Below are 21,914 nucleotides of genomic sequence, written 5' to 3'. Positions count from 1 at the left end.
CAGAAACGCCGGTCCGAACCGCCGGCGTTCTCTTACTTAAATAATTCACGCATTTTCTCAAAAAAGTTTTTCCGCTGCCGATATTTTGACGCATCAACATTATCGTCAAAATGCCGCAGAATATCTTTTTGTTTATCATTGAGTCCCTTAGGGATTTCTACTTTTACAGTGACATATTGATCACCGCGCTGATTGGAATTTAGTTTAGGAACCCCTTTTCCGCGCAGACGGAACACCGTTCCCGGCTGTGTCCCCTCAGGTATATTATACGAGACCTTGCCGTCAATGGTAGGTACTTGCACTTCTGCTCCTAAAGTTGCCTGTACAAAAGACACAGGATAGTCACAAAGGATATCATAGCCTTGCCGTACAAAAAGTTTATGTCGACGAACCCGAATCTCTAAAATCAAGTCACCATTTGGTCCACCTTTGCTTCCGGCATCCCCTTCGCCGCGAACATATACCTGTTGCCCGTCATCAATCCCAGCTGGGATTTTGACCCGAACCTTTTTGGGCTTCCGTACTGTTCCCTCGCCATGGCAGGCCATACACGGATTTTTGATAATCGTTCCCTTTCCGCCACAGGAATCACAGGGACGAACGCTTTGAAAATTTCCAAACGCCGTCCGTTGTACCGAACGTATCTGTCCTGTGCCGTGACACATCGGACAGGTCTCCGGGCTGGATCCCGACTCTGCACCGGTACCATTACAAGATGTACATTTTTCCAAATGATTGACCGTAATATCTTTTTCAGTGCCAAAGCATGCTTCTTCAAATGTCAAATCTACGCGATAGCTGATATCCCGCCCTCGCTGCGGTGCATTTGGATTGGTTCTCTGCCCGCCAAAGCCACCGCCAAAAAAGCTGCTGAAAATATCACCCATATCAAAACCGTCAAATCCGCCATAACTGCCGCCGCTGTATCCGCCGCCCGCTGTCGCATCAAATGCCGCATGGCCAAATTGGTCATATTTCTGCTTTTTTTCCGCATCACTGAGCACTTCATAGGCTTCGGTAGCTTCTTTAAATTTTGCTTCTGCTCCTTCTCGGTCATCCGGATTCAAATCAGGATGATACTTTTTTGCCAGCTTGCGGTATGCTTTTTTAATTTCGTCTGGCGATGCATTTTTGCTCACGCCCAGCACTTCGTAGTAATCTCTTTTTTCTGCCATAGCCATACCTCACCTTATCCGCAGGCAGGCAGACTGAATTCAGTCTGCCTGCTGCACTTCATTCTGCGCCGCTTATTTTTTATCGTCATCAACCTCGGTATATTCAGCATCCACTACATTATCTCCGGATGCATTCTGCTGCTGTGCTCCTGCACCCGGCTGAGGGCCTGCTTGGGCACCGCCCTGCGCCTGCTGAGCCGCTGCATACAGTTTTTCAGATGCCGCATAAAACTTTTGCGATACTGCCTCCGTCTGTTTCTTGACTGCTTCTGTATCAATAGGCGATGCTTTTAACAATTCTTTTAACTTGTCAACTTCACTCTGAATGGCAGATTTTTCTCCTGCATCAATCTTATCACCTAGTTCGCCCAGCGTCTTTTCTGTCTGATATACCATATTATCTGCATTATTGCGGACATCTACCTCTTCCTTCTTCTTCTTGTCTTCAGCGGCAAATTTTTCTGCTTCTTTTACCGCTTTGTCAATATCTTCATCAGACAGATTCGTCGAAGAGGTAATGGTAATATCCTGCTGCTGTCCCGTACCCAAATCTTTTGCCGTAACCTTGACAATACCGTTTGCATCAATATCGAAGGTTACTTCGATCTGCGGAACACCACGGGGAGCCGGTGGAATGTTATTTAAGTTAAATCTTCCAAGCGTCTTATTATACGCAGCCATTTCACGCTCGCCTTGCAGTACGTGTACTTCTACACTGGTCTGCCCGTCTGCCGCAGTAGAGAATACCTGGCTCTTCTTGGTCGGAATGGTAGTATTTCTTTCGATCAATTTTGTAAACACACCGCCCATGGTTTCAATACCAAGAGACAGAGGTGTAACATCCAGCAGTACCAGATCTTCTACATCACCAGCCAGAACACCTGCTTGAATGGAAGCACCGATTGCCACACATTCATCCGGATTGATGCCCTTATGCGGTTCTTTGCCGATAAATCTTTGTACCGCTTCCTGCACAGCCGGAATTCTCGAAGAACCACCAACCAAAAGAACTTTGTCGATATCACTTGGCGACAAACCGGCGTCACGCAGCGCATTTCTGGTAGGTTCCATTGTTTTTTCCACCAAATCTGCCGTCAAAGAGTCAAATTGCGCACGGCTAATAGTAATATCAAGATGTTTTGGACCAGTGGAATCCGCTGTAATAAACGGTAGATTTACATTGGAAGTTGTTACACCGGATAATTCAATTTTCGCCTTTTCAGCGGCTTCTTTTAATCTTTGCAGCGCCATTTTATCCTGCCGCAAATCAATACCGTTTTCCTTCTGGAATTCATCGGCCAGATAATTCATAATCTTCTCATCAAAGTCATCACCGCCCAAACGATTGTTACCGCTGGTAGCCAATACTTCAAAAACACCATCACCAATTTCCAAAATCGATACATCAAAGGTACCGCCGCCCAGGTCATACACCATTATTTTCTGATCGTTGTCTTTTTCAAGGCCATAAGCGAGCGCCGCTGCGGTAGGCTCGTTGATGATACGCAATACCTCAAGGCCTGCAATCTTTCCGGCATCCTTGGTAGCTTGCCGCTGAGAATCACTAAAATAAGCCGGAACAGTAATAACTGCCTGGGAAACAGTTTCGCCAAGATAGGCTTCTGCATCTGCTTTCAATTTCTGCAAAATCATAGCAGAGATCTCCTGCGGAGAATAATTCTTGCCATCAATGCTAACCTTCCGGTCGGTACCCATATCACGCTTAATAGAACTGATGGTACGATCCGGGTTCGTGATTGCCTGACGCTTTGCCACCTGACCAACCAAGCGCTCTCCGGTCTTGGTGAAAGCTACTACAGACGGTGTCGTTCTTGAGCCTTCCGGATTGGTAATTACTGTAGGCTCACCGCCTTCCATAACTGCTACGCAGGAGTTTGTTGTTCCTAAATCAATACCAATAATTTTTCCCATAATTTATCATCCTTTCTTAAACTAAAATACAAGAATAAAAGAATTAATTGCTCACTTTAACCATGGAATGCCGTACTACTTTATCTTTATATACGTATCCCTTCATAAACTCCTCAAGAACTGTATTTTCATCCTGGTCACTCTCTGCTGTCATAACTGCATTATGCTTCTCCGGATCAAACGAGGTACCAACCGCATCAATAGGCGCAACGCCAATTTCTTGAAGAGCATCTTCAAACTGTTTTTTTATCATTTTTACACCATCCAGCACGCTGCCGCAGTCCCCAGTATCTTCACCGGCTGATACAGCTCTTTCCAAATTGTCCAGAACAGGAAGGAGCTTATTGATTGTATCACATACTGCCACACTGTAAACTTCGTCCTTTTCCCTTGCAGAACGTTTCTTATAATTATCAAATTCTGCCGCAGTCCGCATCAACCGGTCTGTTAAATTGGCAATGGATTCTTCCGCCTTCTGGAGAGCAGTTTGTTCATTTTTAACCTCTTTTTCGTCCGTTTCGTTCTGCGTCTCTTTTTCTTTCTCCTCCGGCTGTGTCTCTGTTTCTTTTTCTGCCGTAGTTTGTTCCTGGGCATCCGCCTTTTTTTCTTCCTGCTGTTTCTTACTCAAGGTTATCCATCTCCTTTACTGTTTCCATCTTCAATTCCCGGAATCTCTGACGGAAGCGGTCCACCTTCCAACCGCTTGCTCAGCATTTCCCCAAGTTGCTTGGAGAAAAAGTCAACACCGGTAATTACCTTGGCATAATCCATCCGCATCGGTCCTACCACCCCCACAATGCCCGTCAGTTCCTCTCCTACCTTGTAGGTAGAAAGTACAACGCTGTTGTTTTTTAACTGCGGGAGCGCATTTTCATCTCCGATAAAAATTTTAACTTCTCCGTCTTTCACTTCTGGAAGACCTTGTACCAATGCACTAAGATTTTTCTTGTCATCAAAAAATTCCAAAATCTCTTTAATTTTTGTAATATCGTTATATTCCGGAAACCGAAGAATATTCGTGGTCCCTTCCATATATACTTCACTTTTATCAATTTCAGAAATGGCTTCATGAACCAGCTCCAAAACAGAAGCCAATATTTCATGATTCCCGCCCATTGCATTGATGACTTCAATAATATGGTTCAAGTTGATTTCCGAACGCGTAAAACCAGCTAAGTTCTGATTTAATACTGAATTAAGCTGTTCCAGGAAAGCATCATTGACCGGTTCCCGAAGGCGAAGTAACTTATTCTTAATCAATCCGGAACTATCAGATACAATAACCATAATGGTTTTTTCATCCACCGCCACAAGCTTGATACCTTTAATCACCCCATACTCAATAGTAGGCATTACACCAAAGGTGGGCAGATTCGTAATACCGGAAAATGCCGCAGAAACATCTTTCACAATTTTATCCAGTTCACGGATTTTATGAAGCAGTGCACTCCGCATTTGCTGAATTTCTGCTGTTGTCATACGATACCGTTCCATCAAGCTATCCACATAAAACCGAAATCCTTGACTAGAAGGAATCCGCCCAGCCGATGTATGCGGCTGAATCAAAAATCCCATTTCTTCCAAGTCTCCCATTTCGTTTCTTATGGTCGCAGCACTTAAATTTAAATCCGTATTTTTTGCAATACTGCGGGAACCAACCGGCTCCGCGTCTTTAATATAGCCTTCAACGATGGCACGCAGTATTGATTTTTTACGATCATCCAATGCCATAGTGTCAGCGCCTCCATATCTTTTTCAGATTGTTAGCACTCACCTTGATAGAGTGCTAAAACCTTTATGGTTAGCATATCACGAAGCTGTAAATTTGTCAAGGACTTTTAAAAAAAATTTATACAAATTCATAAAGAAACGCTGTTCTATTTTTAGGTATTTATTAAAATAAGATAAGAAAAGGGGTTGTTTTCTGGAAAAACAAAATTTCTAAAAATTTTGGGGAAAATGCTTGCCAAAATAATAAAACTGTGTTATACTCATTTTATTCGATCCGAGGGTGTAGCTCAGTTGGTTAGAGTACTTGCTTGACATGCAAGGGGTCGATGGTTCAAGTCCATTCATCCTCACCACGTTGTCGGAGCAAAGTTCGCTTTGCTCCGACTTATTTTTTACAAAAATAAAGTCTTTCGACTGCTCTCTTACTCTTCTTTTTTCCCAAAAAAGTACCTTGCAGCACTGGCAATCTTGCATTCTTTGCAAGTTCAGTTAATTTCGCACAAAAAATCGCTTTATGCTGCAAAAGCAGCCTTTTTGAATCCAAAAATTTCAAAAATTACCTAACATTTTATTATTTGGTGCGAAAAAGTCCACCTTAGGCAGTTTTAAAATATTTATTTTGATGATTGAAAAAGAAAAGCAAATGTGCTAAGATTAAATTAAGAATAAAATAGATAGTTTATAGAGGGCCAATCCTAATGGCCAAAGAAAATATAAGGAAGGAAGTGTTTGCAAATGCTTGATTTTACATATTATGCGCCGACAAAAGTCTATTTTGGAAAAGAGACACACCACAATGTCGGAAAAATTCTGAAAGAATACGGGTATCAGACCATTATGTTTCAGTACGGCCAATTCAGCATAAAACAAAGCGGCCTTTACGATGAAGTAATGATTTCTTTGGCAGAAAACAACCTGACAGTGATTGAAATGGGAGGCGTGGAACCAAATCCCAAGCTTTCGTTTGTACGAAAAGCGGTACAGAAAGCAAAAGAAAATGGTGTAGAGATGATTTTGGCAGTCGGCGGAGGTAGCGTACTTGATTCTGCTAAGGCAACAGCCGTCGGCGCTGTCACCGACCGTGATGTATGGGACTTTTCCTCCCGGGTCGCCCAGCCAGAAGCCGCTCTTCCGGTAGGGTGTATTCTAACCCATGCTGCCGCCGGAAGTGAAATGAGTTCTTCCTGTGTCATTACTAATACAGAACTACATATGAAGCGTGGTTTTAACAGTGAATTTAATCGCTGTAAATTTGCAATATGCAATCCAGAACTCACCTTTACTGTTGGTAAATTTCAGACAGCCTGCGGTATTGTTGATATTATGGCGCATACTATGGAACGATATTTTACTGTTTGCCCATCCACAGACCTAACAGATAGAATTGCAGAAGGGCTATTAAAAGCCGTTATATCGGCTGGCAGAGTTTTGATGAATGATCCTTGTAATTATGATGCAAGAGCTACTGTGATGTGGGCTTCCTCCCTCTCTCATAATGATTTAACCGGCTGCGGCAGAGAAAATACCTTGGCTGTACATCAGTTAGAACACGCTCTAAGCGGTGAATTTGACCACATTGCCCACGGAGCCGGTTTGGCCGTTTTGTTTCCCGCCTGGGCAAGATTCATTTATAAAAAATGCCCTGCGCGTTTTGCCCAATTCGCGCGACGGGTTTTTGATATAAATGAACCGGATGCAGAAAAGGCCGCTCTTCTTGGCATTGAGAAAATGGAGGACTTTTTTCGGTTTCTTCAAATGCCGCTTCGGCTGCGTGAATTCCATATTCCCGCAGATGCTTCTAACCGCCTTGCCGATCTTTGCACCTTTGGTCAAACAAGAAGCGTCAAAAGTTATACAGAACTTGATTTTAATAAAATTAAAGCAATCTTTGAAAGTTGTTACTAAATGGGAGATGTGACTATGCTAAACCAATATTTTAAAAGTGTGATTGATCAAGACACTGCACCTGTTGTAATCTGCAACGTAAACTGCACGATTCTTTATATGAATCCTTCCGCAATCCGCCGCTATAAAGCGGATCTGACCGGTAAAAACCTTAAAGACTGTCACAACCAACATTCCAATCATATGATTGACCAGGTTGTCGCTTGGTTTCAACAAAGTACTGCACACAATATTGTTTATACCTATCATAAAGAAAAGGATCAAAGAGACGTATATATGGTTGCGCTTCGGGATGATTGCGGTTCACTCATTGGCTTTTATGAAAAACATGAATATAGAAAAGCGGAAACAATGAAAATTTATGATATAGGAGGAAATGAAAATGCGTAAAAATTTTAATGCACAAGCAATTCTTTATCCCATGCCAGTATTGATTATCGGTTCCTATGACAAAAATGGTACTCCTGATGCTATGAATGCCGCCTGGGGCGGAATCAGCGGTGAAACAGAAATTTCCATCTGCATTAGCAATACCCACAAAACCACTGAAAATATTTTAACCCGCGGTGCCTTTTCGGTCAGTGCCGCAGATGCCGCAAATGTTACCTCAGCCGATTATGTAGGGATTGTCTCCGGTCTTACAGAACCAGATAAGATTCAAAAAGCTGGCTGGCATGCTGTAAAAAGCTCCAACGTGGATGCCCCTATTTTTGAAGAACTTCCGCTTACTCTGGAATGTAAACTAAAAAGCTATGATAGAGAAACCGGACATCTCATAGGAGAAATCGTAAATATTAGTGTAGATGAAAGCATTCTGGATGAAACAGGAAAAATTGATGTTTCAAAGCTTTCTCCCATCACCTATGACCCAGTTCATCATACTTACCGCGTCCTTGGTGAAATTGCCGGGCAAGCATTTCACGATGGACAAAAATTAAAATAATGTTTTAGTCAAAAAAGGCTGCCGCTACTTTTTGATAAAAATGGCAGCCTTTTTATCCCGTATAAAGGAGTCGTCAAAATGAAATCCGTTACACTGTCTGATATTGCAAAAAAAACAGGGTATTCCGTTAATACAATTTCTCACGCTCTACGCAATATGCCCGATATTTCTGAAAAAACCAAAGCATATATTCATGAAACAGCACAGCAAATGGGTTATATTCCAAATACATCTGCAGGTACACTCCGTTCAGGAAAAAGCAAAAGTATTGCTATTATTATTGGAGATATTTCCAACCCCCATTTTTCTATCATGATAAAGGAAATAGAGCGGAAACTCCGTTCATTCGGATATACTGCTTTCATTTTAAACACTGACGAGGATGAAAAAATTGAATATGCCGCCATTGTTTCTGCAATCAGTAAAAATGTAGATGGGATTATTCTCTGCCCTGTCCAAAAGAGCAGAAAAAACCTTTTATTTTTAAAAGAAAACGGTACTCCTTTTGTTTTACTTGGAAGACATTTTTTAAATGATTCCTCCAGTTTTGTTGTCTGTGACGATGAAAACGGCGGATATGCTGCAGCCAATCATCTGCTCTCCCTTGGTCATCATCACCTGCTTTTTATTAACGGTCCTTCCTACATTTCCAGTGCGAAAGAACGGCTGACAGGAATACAGCGTGCTGCTTCCAACATTTCCAGCGCTGTTCTGCACTGTGAATCCGTTTCTTTTTCCCGCAAGGATGATCAGCTTTTGCATATTTTAAAAAAACATATGGACTGCACAGGTATCATTTGCTTCAGCGATATGATCGCCATGCAGGTCTGCTATTTCTTAAAACAATTGGGGAAAACTGTTCCACAGAGTGTATCGGTTGTAGGATTTGATAATATTGCTTCAAAATTCTACTTCCCTCTTATGCTGACTTCAGTCACCTCTTCTAAGACCAAAATGTCTGTACAATGCGTAGATGCTTTGCTGGATATTATTTCTCACCCTTCTGCTGTGCATCAGCACATTCTCCCAACCAAAATTACGCTGCGCGAAAGCACCAGCTTAAATAAATAAATTGCTTTTTTACTCTCCCCTCTTGACAATTGTTTTTTTCTATGCCATAATTACATTATCGATAATGTAAGGGGTGATTTTATGCAAACAATCTTGTATGATTTTATTGTCAATCAAAAACACCATCGATTCAGACGCAGCTTTCCGGAATATGAGAATTTAGCCGAAGAGTTCAGTAACGAGCATCTTTCCCCAATAGAACGAATGACAAGAAGGTTTGAATTGCTCACCAGCCTAGAAACTCCTGTTCTTCTTCCAGATGAAAAAATATGCTTTATGCGGACAGTGACAACTTATCCCGATTGTTTCACTCCAGAAGAATGGCAAACGATAAAAGAAAACCATTATGTTCACGAACTTGGATATCTTTCCAATCTTTCACCAGATTATGAAAGAGTGATTGCCTCTGGCCTGCTAACTGTACAACAAAATGCGGACTCTTACGGAAAACGTATCATTGACGCTATCTTCCGGCTTTCCGATCGATACAGGGATGAAGCCGAAAAACAAGGTAAAACAGCGCTTGCAGAAGTTTTGACCCGAATCCCGCGGTATGGTGCTACTTCGTTTTATGAAGCGCTGCAATTTTTCCGCATTCTTCATTATTCTTTATGGCTGGAAGGAAATTATCATAATACAGTTGGAAGATTTGATCAGTATATGTATCCTTATTTGAAAGCAGATATGGAAAGGGGGCTTTATACCAGAGAATCTGCCCTTGCACTCTTAGAAGATTTTTTTCTCTCCTTTAACAAGGACTCTGATCTCTATCACGGTGTTCAGCAAGGCGACAACGGTCAAAGCATGGTATTAGGCGGGATAGATGAATATGGGAACGATGTTTTTAACCTCCTGTCTGAACTTTGTTTACAAGCAAGCAAAAATCTTTTAATGATTGATCCAAAAATCAATCTCCGAGTAGGAAAGAATACTCCTATTTCCGTTTTTGAACTGGGAAGTGAACTGACAAAGGCAGGACTTGGTTTTCCGCAATACTCCAATGATGATATCGTGATTGACGGACTTATCAAATTGGGCTATGATTTGAAGGATGCCAGGAATTATGTTGTTGCCGCATGCTGGGAATTTATTATTCCAAAGGTTGGTACCGATATTCCAAACATTGCCGCTCTTTCTTTTCCCAAAATAATTGATACCTGCTTGCACAGAGATTTAATGCATTGTAAAACGTATGATGCATTTACCGATTGCATCCGAAAGGAAATTCAGTCAGAATGTGATAGAATATGCGGCAGTATTCAAAATCTCTGGTTTGTTCCTTCCCCGCTGATGAATTGCATGATGGATCCTGGAGTGTATGAAGGCGGGAAGTACAATAATTTTGGGATTCACGGCACAGGAATTGCTACGGCTGCCGACTCCCTTGCAGCCATAGAAAAATATATTTATCTGGATAAAAAAATTTCCAAAACAGACCTGATACAAGCCGTAGATAGCAATTTTGAGAAACACAGTGAGTTTTTGCCTTTGCTGCGATATGAAGCCCCAAAGATGGGTTGCAATGATGAAATCGCGGACAATAACGCCGTTTTTCTGCTGGACGTATTCTCAGACAGTTTAAAAGGAAAAATAAACTGCCGAGGCGGAATTTATCGGGCTGGTACTGGATCAGCAATGTATTATTTATGGCATGCATCCGAAATCGGCGCCTCTCCAGATGGCAGACGGCAAGGGGAAGCTTTTGGTACGAATTTTTCTCCCAGCTTGTTTGCCAAAACCCGCGGTCCTATTTCTGTCATCCATTCCTTCACCAAGCCTGACCTCAAAAAGGTTATAAACGGCGGTCCGCTTACCCTGGAATTTGCTTCCTCTATGTTTCAAAGCCCAGACAGTATTCATAAGGTAGCATCTCTCGTAAAAGCATTTATTGCGCTGGGAGGACATCAACTACAACTGAACGCCGTGAATACTGACTTGATGAAGGATGCACAGCTTCATCCTGAAAAACATCGTCAGCTTGTAGTTCGGATTTGGGGCTGGAGCGCCTATTTTGTTGAACTTGACAAAGCATACCAGAATCATGTGATGCAGCGTCAGCAATATGTTGTATAAGTGGAGGATGATAATGAACGGTACTATTTTTGATATAAAAGAATTTTCCATTCATGATGGGCCTGGTGCAAGAATAACCGTTTTTTTGAAAGGTTGTCCACTCCGCTGTCAATGGTGTCACAACCCAGAAGGTCTTTTACCGACTCCTCAACTAATGGTAAAAGAAAGCCTCTGCACACACTGCAACCGTTGTTTTGTTTCTTGTAAACATGAAGAGTGTAAACCCTTTCACCGTTGCGCACATGCCTGTCCAAATGGCTGCCTTTCTATTTCAGGTGAATCCATATCATCTTTCCGGCTTGCAGAAAGATTAAATGAAAATGCCATACTGCTAAAAAGCCTTAATGGCGGCATTACCTTTTCTGGTGGAGAACCTCTGATGCAGGCCGATTTTGTCTGTGAAACAGCAGATCAGCTTCCAGCACTTCACAAAGCAATTCAAACCAGCGGATATGCTGATCCTAAGGTATATCAAAAGGTGGTTGCTAAAATGGACTATGTTATGCAGGATATAAAATTGATATCCGAACAAGGTCATTTAAAATATACTGGTGCCAGCAATGCAAAAATACTCAAAAATATAGACTGGCTCCTCCACAGTGGTAAAGAATATGTATTTAGAATTCCGTTGATTCCAGACATCACAGATACAGAAGAAAATTTGACAGCAATATCACAACTGATTGGAGAGGCTTCAGCAGAACTAATGCCATATAATTTTCTGGCTGGTGCAAAGTACCAAATGCTTGGCATGACGTTCCCACTTGCTGATCATCCAAATCGAAAAGAAGATTTTACAAAATTTTTTCAAAATGCAAAACTGATTTCATAATATTTGGGGCTGGCGCATACGAATAAAATCGTTTACACCAGCCTTCTTTTTTATACTATATACTGTGCGATCATTTGGTTCACACGTTCTCGCAAAGACAATAAATAATTGGCTTCTTTCGGGTATTGATCAAAACGTATCTCTCCATTTTCTTCTATCAGGGAAAGCACAGCAGGCCTGCCTGCCAGACGTTCTAAAAGCTGCAGCGCACGCATATCCTGTATTGCTTCATAAAATACCTTCAAACGAATAGACGGCAAAGCGCCTTCTTCTCCCGGATATACGCTGAACGCGTCACCGGACGGAAAAACGCCATCAGCATCTGTAATTAAAAAAGGATTAATATGCTTTTTAGATAGGGCGCTATTATAAAAATTGTAACCCCAATGCAAAAACCCACGAATATCATATTTATATAGCTGTACTCCAATGATTCTATTTCTTGCAGACGGCATAGCTATAAATCGATTGCTTACTTTCTCTCCCTGTTCACAGCAATAATAACACCATAAATCAGGAACCTTTTCTTCCAAAAATGGCTGAATACGATCAATCGCCGGAATAGGGCAACTGATAACGTTATCCTTGTAATACGCCATGTCCGAGCAGGCATCAATAATCCGAAAACCCTTAAGAAACGGATCTAGCATTTGTTTTAGTTTTAAATATTGCGGCAATGCTGTCTTGGAAGGTTCATCGGAAAGGTGAAAAAACAGTCTTTTTTCAAGGCCTCTTTCTGCAAAAAAACGAATAAGTGCAGGTAAAAATTGTTTTAAGAAGTCTTGATATTTTTCCGATTCCGCCTGCGTATGCCAGCCAAACATTTTCTTTGTTTCCCCATCAGAAAAAACCAAAATCTGCGGAGCATATTTTGCGCCCCATTGACTAAACAAATGGGCAATTTCAAAATAACGGTATCCGCAACGACGAAACACTTCTATCCACCGTTCTAATTTTGTGAAATCAAATTGGTACTCCGTCCCAATCAATGAAATATCCACCAACTGCACCGCAGTACGTTCACCGCCTTCCGCCGTATCCAACGGGGGAGTAAACACCGGTGTTAATATTGTGTTGATACCATTTTCCGCTCCCAATTTTGCAAAACTTTCTATCAATTCCCAGTGCCGTTCAGAAAAAACTTCGGTCTGATAATAATCTGCAATACAGTCTGCATAGAACCATTGGGTAAAGATCAGTTCCTGTTCCGGCAGCTCAGCCGCAATGATTTGAAGTTTGAAGCTACAGCTGCCATAAACCTTTTGCTCCTTATAAAATAAAATTTTTATATCATATTCTTTTGCAGGAGCTTCTTTCGGAACCTCAGCACTTATCCACACTGACTGCCAGGTATCATGACATCGCAGTTCCTCTCCTTGATATGGAAATAATACATCAGGATATATTCCGGGCTTTGTTGTAATATAATTATCATCCATCTGGGTTGGATTGGCCGGAAATTCGGAGGGTACATTTCCCACTGTGTACAGTTTTATTTTCCCAGGAAAGTCAGTTTCTACTTTAACAGTGAGGTATAAATTTTCAGACAGTGCATTTTCATCATGATAGGCCACTTGATATGAAAAAACCTCGCCCCGCAAAGCACTTCCTTCCTTTATCTCGTTTGCCGATAGTTCTTGGCATATGAAAATTTTTTCTAATGACGAAAGCTGTTTTATTTCCATTTTATCTTCTCCCTTACCAGCACCATCTTTTTTATTGAAAGGTCGCGCCAAAATATAAAAAACCGAGTGTCTTATAAACTCTCTTCGAATTTGTAAGAACACTCGGTATGGTGCGGCTAAGAGGACTTGAACCTCCATGAAATTGCTTTCACATGGACCTGAACCATGCGCGTCTGCCAATTCCGCCATAGCCGCATATTTGTTGTCTTTTAGCGCGCCAACGTTGTATATGATACTATATATTTTGTAATTTGTCAAGCTTTTTTTCAGATTTTTCCTCAAAAAATAAATCTTTTTTTCGCCTTGTGCCAGAAAACAAACCTTTTCTCACTCTTCCCATGCAATCAAATTATCCCCATCAACCAAATAAGCACGTTTTGCCAAATTTGCCATCGGAGCATCCGACAGCGAATCTGAATAAAACGCATCCACAGGTCCATCAAACATCTTTTTAAACCGCCGTACTTTTTCTTCCCCATAACAATTGACACCCATATACATTCCTGTATGTCGGTCTACACGTGAAGCCAACAAGTTCTGAACATGAAGGCGCTTGCATATAGGTCTGAGTAAAAATTCCGGAGATGCTGAAATAATGACATCTGTTTCCTGCTTCTGCTGTAAATACCAGTTCTTTATCTTTTCTTGATGTTCATCCCAAAATTCCTCTAACCAATTGTTAACATCAGGAACAGAAAGCAAAAAACAATAAAATTTTTCCTTAAAAGTAGTTTTACTACACAATTTCAGCAAATATCCGCCAAAAGCGACTGTCCCACGCAGAAGCCGTACTGCAAGTTGTGGCTTGCGACGAAGACACCAAAACACAAAATCAATTGTGCTATCACCATCATAGATGGTTTTATCAAAATCGTATACATTCATTTTTTTACATTCCTTTTCTTTTTCTTTTGTCAGTATAACATAAATTTTTAAAAAACACAACAAAAACAAAACACATCTATTTAAAAAAATAAAATTGTCACAAATTTCTCTTGACAAATTGTAAAATAATGCTACAATAATCTTAGCACTCAATGAGTATGAGTGCTAACAAAATATGGAGGCGATTAACATGGCAACTTATGAATTTAAGTCGGAATCAAAACGGCTTTTGGATTTAATGATTCATTCCATTTATACACACAAGGAAATTTTTATGAGGGAACTTATTTCAAATGCGAATGATGCATTGGACAAGCTTTACTACCTCTCCCTCACCGATGAAAATGTCACGTTTCAAAAAGATGATTTTTATATCCGAATTACGGCTGATAAAGATGCTCGGACCTTAACGATTGAAGATCGCGGCATTGGCATGACACAAGAAGAATTAGAGGAAAATCTAGGTACCATTGCAAAAAGCGGCTCTTTTGCATTTAAAAACGAAGCTGAGCAAAAAGACGGCGTAGATATTATCGGACAGTTTGGTGTTGGATTTTATTCAGCATTTATGGTAGCAGACCAGGTAACCGTAAAAAGCCGGAAATTTGGAAGTGAAGATGCATTTCAGTGGTATTCGGAAGGCGCAGAAGGCTATGAAATTACCCCCTGCACTTTGGATCATTTTGGAACCATTATTACATTAAAACTGAAAGAAAACAATGACGAAGAAAACTATGATGAGTTTTTAAACGAATATACCATCCGGAATCTTGTCAAGAAGTATTCTGATTACATTAAATACCCCATTAAAATGCTGGTGACCAAACAAAAATTAAAGGAAACGGAAAACAAAGATAAAGATGCTGAGCCGGAATATGAAACCTATCAGGAAGACGAAACGCTCAACAGTATGGTTCCGATCTGGAGACGGAACAAATCTGAGCTGACAGAAGAAGACTATAATAATTTTTATAAAGAAAAATTTTTCGATTTTGAGGATCCGCTTCGAGTCATTCACACCAGTGCTGACGGAGCTGTAAGTTATCAGGCCCTTATGTTTATTCCTGCCCGTCCGCCTTTTGATTACTATACCAAAGAGTTTAAGCGAGGTCTTTCTCTTTATACTAACGGTGTTATGATTATGGATAAATGCGAAGACCTTCTGCCAGATTATTTTGGCTTTGTACGTGGTCTTGTAGATTCTGCGGATTTGTCCTTAAATATTTCTCGGGAAATTCTTCAACATGACAGACAACTAAAAACCATTGCTGCACATCTAAAGAAAAAAATCAAGAATGAACTTCTTGCCATGCAAAAAAACGAGCGGGAAAAATATGAAAAATTTTATGAGGCCTTTAAACGGCCGCTGAAATTTGGTATGTATGACAACTATGGTGCAGAAAAAGATTTTCTGGTTGACCTAATCATGTTCTACTCTTCAACAGAGAAAAAACCAGTAACTTTAAAAGAATATATTGAACGGATGAAAGAGGATCAGACATATATTTACTACGCCTGCGGCGAAACCATCGAGCAAATTGACCATCTTCCGCAAACTGAAATGGTTAAGGAAAAAGGATATGAGATTCTATATTTTGTAGAAGATGTGGATGAGTTTGCCATTAAAATTCTCAATAAATATATGGAGAAGGAATTTAAGTCAGTATCCGCAGCAGATCTCAACCTAGAAGACGAAACCGCCAAGGCCGCAGAAGCTATTGCTCAAGAACAAAATAAAGATCTGCTTGAAGCAATGAAAACCGCATTGGGTGATAAAGTGGTCAATGTGAAAGCTACTTCCCGGCTAAAATCCCATCCTGTCTGCATCAGCAGCGAAGGGGAAATTTCTCTGGAGATGGAAAAAACATTAAATGCCATGCCCCAAGGCGGAATGATGAAAGCGCAGCGCGTGCTGGAAATCAATATCAATCATCCGATTTTTGAAACTTTGAAAGCAAATGCAGCCAATAATGAAAAATTAAATAAACTTACCAATGTGTTATATAACTGCGCATTGCTGATGGAAGGTTTTAAAGTAGATGATGCCTCTGCTTTTGTAGAAGATGCCTGTGAGTTGATTCAATAATAAATATGAGGTAGATTCGCCTCCTATTTCATGCGTTAATTTTAATACATAAATACACTTTTGTGTTAATGCAAAGGGGTTATTTATGTAATGGCAAAACTCTTGTTTTATAATACAAGATACATGATTAAAATAAGCTATTTACTCGTTTTTATGCGAATAAATAGCTTTTTATTTTTACAAATTAATAAAAGATTTTATAAATTAAAACAGAACATGATGGAAATGCCGGGTCAGAATTTATTTGTTTTAAATGATTGCTTTTACTATTCGATTTTGTTACATACAATGTATTTTATGTATATAATTGGAAAAAATAAAACATGTCAATTTACAGTTATGGAGGTAAATAATATGTCAAACATGTTTTGTTTCCAATGTCAGCAGACAGCAGGTAATAAAGGATGCGTACGCACAGGAGTATGTGGCAAGCAACCTACTACAGCAAATCTTCAGGATGAACTTGTATATGAACTGATACGACTTGCAGAAGCAGCGAAAGAAAAAAGAAGTGATCTTTCAGACAGACTTATCCCAGATGGACTTTTTACAACACTCACCAATGTTAATTTTGATGACAGTGCCATAAAAAAATTGATGGGGCGTATAATTGATGAACGGAGAAGGCTTGGCGGTAACGATGATTCAAAAGTCATTAGATTATTCGAAGGTGAAACAGATATCGTATCCCTACGTTCAACGTTACTCTTTGGCATGAAGGGCATGGCAGCATATGCTCATCATGCTATGCAGCTTGGGTACGTTGATGACGAGGTTATAGCATGGTTTTATAAAGGGTTATGTGCACTGAATTGTACCCATACAGTAGAGGAATGGCTTTCCCTTATTATGGAATTTGGCAGAATAAATTACAAGTGTATGGAGCTTTTGGATAAAGCAAATACTGAAACCTTCGGCCATCCTGGTCCGACAAGAGTAAATGTAGATGTAAAAAAAGGGCCTTTTATAGTGGTATCAGGTCATGACCTCAAGGATTTGCATCAGCTTCTGGAACAAACAAAGGATAAAGGAATCAATATTTATACTCATGGTGAAATGCTTCCGGCACATGCTTATCCTGAATTAAAGAAATATAGTCATCTCGTCGGAAATTTTGGAACAGCATGGCAAAGTCAGCAAAAAGAATTTGAGAGTATTCCTGCACCGATTTTGTTTACGACGAATTGTCTTATGCCACCAAGGAAAAGCTATGTGGACAGAGTATATACAACCTCTGTAGTAGGCTTTGATGGACTGTTCCATATTGATGAAGATAAAGACGGAAAAAAAGATTTTACACCCTTGATTAATCAGTCGCTTGCGCTTGGCGGATATGAGCATGACAGGAGCATGAGCGGAATTAACGGCGGGCACATGCTTACAACGGGTTTCGCACATAAAACAATACTTTCTAATGCCGAAAAGATCATAGACCTGATTAAAAACGAAAAAATTAAGCATATTTTCCTGGTGGGAGGCTGTGATGGAGCTCATCCGGGACGCAATTATTATACGGAATTTGTGAAACAAACGCCAATGGATTCTCTGGTCCTTACGCTTGCCTGCGGGAAGTACAGATTTAATGATCTTGATCTTGGTGAGATAGACGGTTTACCGAGAATTCTTGATATGGGACAGTGTAATGATGCCTACAGTGCTATAAAAGTTGCACTAGCGTTAGCGGATGCATTTGGATGCAATATTAACGAATTGCCATTAACTCTTGTGCTGTCATGGTATGAACAAAAGGCAGTGTGTATTCTTTTAACTTTATTTGCTTTGGGTGTAAAAAATATGTATCTGGGACCAACAATGCCGGCGTTTCTTTCGGAAACAGTGACAAAGGTACTTGTCGATACCTATGGACTTCGACCTATCACCGATTCAGAACAGGATTTGGATGCGATACTCTGCATAAGAAAATAAACAGCGAATCATCTTTTATCCGGAGACACCATTAGAATGAAACGGTTACTTGACGATATGGGGCAAGGCATCAGTGATGTACTGAATACAGAGCTTGCTCAGTTTGAACAGGAATTTGAAAAACGGGGCGTAACCTTATTTTAATTCGTTCCGGCTCTAACAGTAACTACAAAGATATGATGGCTTTTGTTGGTGATGACAATACTGGATTCTATCTTTCCACATTTTCATAAAAAATACCGTGATACGGTTTTGCCACACTTGGCAGCTGTATCACGGTTCTTGTTTTGTGATTTTCATACGGTGCATTTTATCAGCCGCACCGATGTAACAAGAATACATATAGTTTACCGTTCCATATTACACGATAATGCAAAAGCAGATTGTAAAGCAGATTGTAAAGAATAGCGGCAAACAATATAGGGGGCTATGCTCTTTTTTACAAGGGAAGTTAAAATATTCGTTTTTGGCATTTTGGCAACACCCCTTTTAACAGCTTCATTTTTTCATCAATCAATTGTCGTTCGTCCTCAGTAAGCCATATTTTAGCTATATAGTTCTTTTCTGCTCGGTGCCTATGCCGTATTTTTCTCCTTCTGTCAGGTAAAAATTTGTAACCACCGGTGTTTCAATTACAGACATCTCGTTGTTTATATATTCAACACATACACTGTGTCCCAATGCGTCTGATATAACGAAATGTACCATGTATCCCATCGAGGCGTGCATATCGTATTCAGAGAGCAGTTTTATTGCTTCATCGATAGTTGACGCTTTATCGAGTAAAAGCCTTACTGCGGTTGTGGTTGTAATATCCGGTTTTTCACTGTTCTGCTCAATAGTAGAATGATCCTGTATCATATTTACAGCAACGGCAAGACCTTTTTCATTCATGCCATCAAGTGGTGCGTAAATTGCGGCAATGTTTTTTATTTCTTGCGGAAGTTTATTATAAAAGTTTCCAACACCACTTTTAATGAAATCTTCATTTACGGTTGATATGGAATGATAACCGTTATTTGTTTTTGACATTACAATCATTGCATTACATTTGTTCCAGTCAAAATTTCTGCCAAACAATCTATCCCCTTGAGGACTTTCAACTGATATGGTACTGCATCCAAACAAAGACCGAAATATTCCGCCATCAATTTCGTAACCGATAATATTCTCAGCCAAAAATTGAACAACTTCTTGATCTGATGCTGCACCGCCTTTTTCAAGAAAACTTTCAAATCTGTAATCTCCTTCAAACTGTACTGCTGAGAGTCCGTCCTCTAATTGAATTGGTTCGTCCGACAGGGTGACAGGGACGCCGGGAGTAATGTATACTGTTCCTTTGTTGTTCCTTATATATCTTAACAATAAAAGCACACCAACGATGATTACCGCAATAATAAATAGTATATATATCTTTTACTCATAGGTCACCGTCACATTTCCGCTTCCAAGTGCATTTTTAAGTCCTGCAGTATCATCAATATAGCCGATTTTTGTATAGTTGTAGGAGCTTTGGAAAGTTTCATAAAAAAGCACCAGACAACTTGAACCGTATAACATTAAATCTCCTTCTTTCATTGTGCCGGGACGTGTGCTGTCCGTGGGAAAAGAGCTGTCAAAATAATAATACTTCTCATTTCTGTTTAGTTCATTCATGGTAATTGTCATTGGAAGCATTGCTTTAAAAGCTTTTGCCGTATCATTATCATAAAGTACTGCTGTAAATGTATGTCCGTTCACCGTAATTTTTACAATATTATCGCTGTCATTAGTTTCTTTCATATTTGTTGTAACCGCGTCACACAACGGGCTTAAAGTATCTCTGTTCCACAAAAAAGCTTTTATGGTATCTGTTTCTCTTATTTCTGAAAAATCTTCTGTGGGATTTGCTGTGAGGGTTCCACCGCCCGGATGTGCCTTTACATCAATCATCATATTGTCACGATACAAAGCTGTCATCAATATACTATCTGAAGGCACATTATATGCGGTGATATTTCCGCCGCCTATTTCGATGTTTGCCGCTAAAACAAATGTGTGCGTCGTCAGCAATACAACAAATGTAATCACAAATATCTTTAATTTCATTTTTCTCCTGCCTTTCTTATTTTATATATGAGAAAATCGATACACTCCAGCTGTCTTTGAACAGGGTGCAGTATGTTTAGAATGTTGACGCGCTGCTCTTGCAATATATGCAACATATCTTTTTTTCTGCCATCTGTTTTTATGAATTTATCAATTATCGTATCATCGCACCCCACGTCACATAAGGCACGCATTATCTCTTTGTCAGGCACGAAAAAACCATTAACATTCATTACTGTCACCTCTTTGATTAATTATTAATTTTATTATACAATCTTCCTTTTAAAATGTCCAATACTTATATACAATATCGTTCTATACTTGACAGGCATAGTTATCTGTGTTACAATATTATTAAATCAAACGCCAAAAGGTAGGTGAATATATGGAAATCAGAGTATTAAAATATTTTCTTGCAGTGGCGAGAGAGGAAAATATCTCAGCTGCGGCGGAAAGTCTTCACGTAACACAGCCAACATTATCAAGGCAGTTAATGGATTTGGAAGATGAACTTGGAAAAACTCTGTTTACAAGAGGGAACAGACGCATTGTGCTTACTGAGGAGGGCATGATTTTAAGAAAACGAGCTGAGGAAATTATAAGCCTTGTTGATAAAACTGAATCTGAAATTATGAAATCAGATGATAATATAAGCGGTGATGTATATATTGGCGGCGGAGAAACAGAAGGTATCAGATTGATCGCACAGACAGCAAAACAGCTCAATGACGAAGGATATAATATCAGATATCATATATTTAGCGGCAATGCTGTTGATGTTTCTGAAAAAATTGACAAAGGATTACTTGATTTCGGTATTTTTCTCGAAGCTTCAAATTTACAAAAATACAATTCTATACAATTGCCATATACAGATACATGGGGAGTACTCATGCGAAAAGACAGCCCGCTTGCTCAAAAAAAGGAAATTTGTCCCGATGATTTATGGGATGTTCCGCTTATTACATCACAGCAGGCTGATACAAATAACGAACTTTCAAACTGGATTAAACGTGATAAATCACAACTTAACATTGCAGCCACATATAACCTTTTATATAATGCTTCTCTTATGGTTGAAGAAGGTATAGGGTATGCGCTATGTATCGACAGACTGGTTAGAATAACGGATGACGGACCTTTATGTTTCCGTCCTTTAAAACCAAAACGCACCGCAAGACTGGATATTGTCTGGAAACGATATCAGGTGTTTTCTAAAGCGGCTGAAATGTTCTTAAAAAAATTACAAGAAAATTTTTCGAAATAGTATACTCAAAAAAACAGTGCCGGTACATATATACCGACACTGTTTTTTATTTGTATATAGAAAACCACCGGCAGTGCCGGTGGTTCCGAAAAGCTTTAGCTATGAGTAGTCAAAGGCATCCTCCTTTGATAAAATAAAGGCAGGTCTAGCCAACCGCCAAAAAAATCAAAGGAGGAATCAAGTAATGAAACTTGATACAGAAAGTTTATCACACACGAAATGGAATTGCAAGTATCACATAGTGTTTGCACCAAAGTATCGCAGGCAGGTGATATATGGAAAAATCAAAAAAGATATAGGTATCATGCTACGAAA

Annotated in this window: 19 protein-coding genes and 2 tRNA genes; 11 read left to right on the top strand and 10 right to left on the bottom strand. The window is 39.9% G+C overall.

All coding sequences use genetic code 11. The annotated features are described in order from the left end of the window. Positions 1-32 precede the first annotated feature (32 nt). The 4 genes from dnaJ to hrcA all read right to left on the bottom strand — a co-directional run bounded on the left by dnaJ (position 33) and on the right by hrcA (position 4,838). Entirely contained in the window at positions 33-1,175 is a 1,143-nt protein-coding gene (gene dnaJ, locus INF28_RS03890; protein ID WP_226392163.1) for a molecular chaperone DnaJ, read from the bottom strand. Between the two features lie 72 nt (positions 1,176-1,247). Continuing rightward, positions 1,248-3,107 carry a molecular chaperone DnaK gene (gene dnaK, locus INF28_RS03885; protein WP_226392162.1) on the bottom strand — a complete coding sequence of 620 codons (1,860 nt, stop codon included), beginning with the start codon at positions 3,105-3,107 and terminating at the stop codon, positions 1,248-1,250. Between the two features lie 43 nt (positions 3,108-3,150). Then, positions 3,151-3,735: a nucleotide exchange factor GrpE gene (gene grpE, locus INF28_RS03880; RefSeq protein WP_226392161.1), complete on the bottom strand. Its 585-nt coding sequence runs from the start codon at positions 3,733-3,735 to the stop codon at positions 3,151-3,153. 2 nt (positions 3,736-3,737) lie between these two features. Beyond that, positions 3,738-4,838 carry a heat-inducible transcriptional repressor HrcA gene (gene hrcA, locus INF28_RS03875; protein WP_226392160.1) on the bottom strand — a complete coding sequence of 367 codons (1,101 nt, stop codon included), beginning with the start codon at positions 4,836-4,838 and terminating at the stop codon, positions 3,738-3,740. Positions 4,839-5,114: 276 nt separating this feature from the next. Between hrcA and INF28_RS03870 the strand changes: the two genes are divergently transcribed. From INF28_RS03870 to INF28_RS03840, 7 genes are all read left to right on the top strand, one after another. Continuing rightward, positions 5,115-5,191: transfer RNA gene (locus tag INF28_RS03870), tRNA-Val, on the top strand. 382 nt (positions 5,192-5,573) lie between these two features. After that, positions 5,574-6,743 carry an iron-containing alcohol dehydrogenase gene (locus INF28_RS03865; protein ID WP_226392159.1) on the top strand — a complete coding sequence of 390 codons (1,170 nt, stop codon included), beginning with the start codon at positions 5,574-5,576 and terminating at the stop codon, positions 6,741-6,743. 15 nt (positions 6,744-6,758) lie between these two features. Next, positions 6,759-7,133 (top strand): PAS domain-containing protein, encoded by a 375-nt coding sequence (locus INF28_RS03860; protein ID WP_226392158.1) that lies wholly within the window; start codon positions 6,759-6,761, stop codon positions 7,131-7,133. Continuing rightward, positions 7,126-7,686 (top strand): flavin reductase family protein, encoded by a 561-nt coding sequence (locus INF28_RS03855; protein ID WP_226392157.1) that lies wholly within the window; start codon positions 7,126-7,128, stop codon positions 7,684-7,686. Before INF28_RS03860 ends, INF28_RS03855 begins: the two co-directional genes overlap by 8 nt. 78 nt (positions 7,687-7,764) lie before the next feature. Further along, positions 7,765-8,757 carry a LacI family DNA-binding transcriptional regulator gene (locus tag INF28_RS03850; protein ID WP_226392156.1) on the top strand — a complete coding sequence of 331 codons (993 nt, stop codon included), beginning with the start codon at positions 7,765-7,767 and terminating at the stop codon, positions 8,755-8,757. An 81-nt stretch (positions 8,758-8,838) separates the two neighbouring features. After that, entirely contained in the window at positions 8,839-10,830 is a 1,992-nt protein-coding gene (locus INF28_RS03845) for a pyruvate formate lyase family protein (RefSeq protein ID WP_226392155.1), read from the top strand. A 13-nt stretch (positions 10,831-10,843) separates the two neighbouring features. Continuing rightward, the gene (locus tag INF28_RS03840) at positions 10,844-11,662 is read left to right on the top strand and encodes a glycyl-radical enzyme activating protein (protein ID WP_226392154.1); all 819 of its coding nucleotides are present in this window, start codon (positions 10,844-10,846) and stop codon (positions 11,660-11,662) included. A gap of 50 nt (positions 11,663-11,712) precedes the next feature. On the opposite strand, the gene INF28_RS03835 is transcribed toward INF28_RS03840, so the two are convergent. The 3 genes from INF28_RS03835 to INF28_RS03825 form a co-directional block, all read right to left on the bottom strand. Beyond that, the gene (locus INF28_RS03835) at positions 11,713-13,347 is read right to left on the bottom strand and encodes a DUF4091 domain-containing protein (protein WP_226392153.1); all 1,635 of its coding nucleotides are present in this window, start codon (positions 13,345-13,347) and stop codon (positions 11,713-11,715) included. Between the two features lie 108 nt (positions 13,348-13,455). Next, a tRNA-Leu gene (locus tag INF28_RS03830) sits at positions 13,456-13,542 on the bottom strand. Between the two features lie 132 nt (positions 13,543-13,674). Next, the gene (locus tag INF28_RS03825) at positions 13,675-14,232 is read right to left on the bottom strand and encodes an HAD-IB family phosphatase (RefSeq protein WP_226392152.1); all 558 of its coding nucleotides are present in this window, start codon (positions 14,230-14,232) and stop codon (positions 13,675-13,677) included. A gap of 190 nt (positions 14,233-14,422) precedes the next feature. Here INF28_RS03825 and htpG point away from each other — a divergent pair, with 190 nt between their 5' ends. Together htpG and hcp are read left to right on the top strand one after the other, a co-directional pair. Then, a complete protein-coding gene (gene htpG, locus INF28_RS03820) occupies positions 14,423-16,318 on the top strand; it encodes a molecular chaperone HtpG (protein WP_226392151.1) in 1,896 nt (631 codons plus the stop codon). Between the two features lie 354 nt (positions 16,319-16,672). After that, positions 16,673-18,244: a hydroxylamine reductase gene (gene hcp, locus INF28_RS03815; protein ID WP_226392249.1), complete on the top strand. Its 1,572-nt coding sequence runs from the start codon at positions 16,673-16,675 to the stop codon at positions 18,242-18,244. A gap of 549 nt (positions 18,245-18,793) precedes the next feature. On the opposite strand, the gene INF28_RS03810 is transcribed toward hcp, so the two are convergent. Genes INF28_RS03810 through INF28_RS03800 form a run of 3 tightly spaced genes read right to left on the bottom strand, consistent with a single transcriptional unit; the run spans position 18,794 to position 20,565 of the window. Continuing rightward, positions 18,794-19,618 carry a linear amide C-N hydrolase gene (locus INF28_RS03810; RefSeq protein ID WP_226392150.1) on the bottom strand — a complete coding sequence of 275 codons (825 nt, stop codon included), beginning with the start codon at positions 19,616-19,618 and terminating at the stop codon, positions 18,794-18,796. A 42-nt stretch (positions 19,619-19,660) separates the two neighbouring features. Next, entirely contained in the window at positions 19,661-20,332 is a 672-nt protein-coding gene (locus INF28_RS03805) for a cyclophilin-like fold protein (RefSeq protein WP_226392149.1), read from the bottom strand. After that, the gene (locus tag INF28_RS03800; RefSeq protein WP_226392148.1) at positions 20,329-20,565 is read right to left on the bottom strand and encodes a hypothetical protein; all 237 of its coding nucleotides are present in this window, start codon (positions 20,563-20,565) and stop codon (positions 20,329-20,331) included. Before INF28_RS03800 ends, INF28_RS03805 begins: the two co-directional genes overlap by 4 nt. A gap of 152 nt (positions 20,566-20,717) precedes the next feature. Here INF28_RS03800 and INF28_RS03795 point away from each other — a divergent pair, with 152 nt between their 5' ends. After that, positions 20,718-21,599: a LysR family transcriptional regulator gene (locus INF28_RS03795; protein WP_226392147.1), complete on the top strand. Its 882-nt coding sequence runs from the start codon at positions 20,718-20,720 to the stop codon at positions 21,597-21,599. A gap of 184 nt (positions 21,600-21,783) precedes the next feature. After that, positions 21,784-21,914 (top strand): transposase (locus INF28_RS03790; protein ID WP_226392248.1); only part of this gene is annotated, 131 nt, incomplete at its 3' end.

Source organism: Ructibacterium gallinarum (assembly GCF_014982785.1).
In the GTDB taxonomy this organism is placed as follows: Bacteria; Bacillota; Clostridia; order Monoglobales; family Monoglobaceae; genus Ructibacterium; species Ructibacterium gallinarum.
This window is presented reverse-complemented; position numbering and strand designations above follow the sequence as displayed.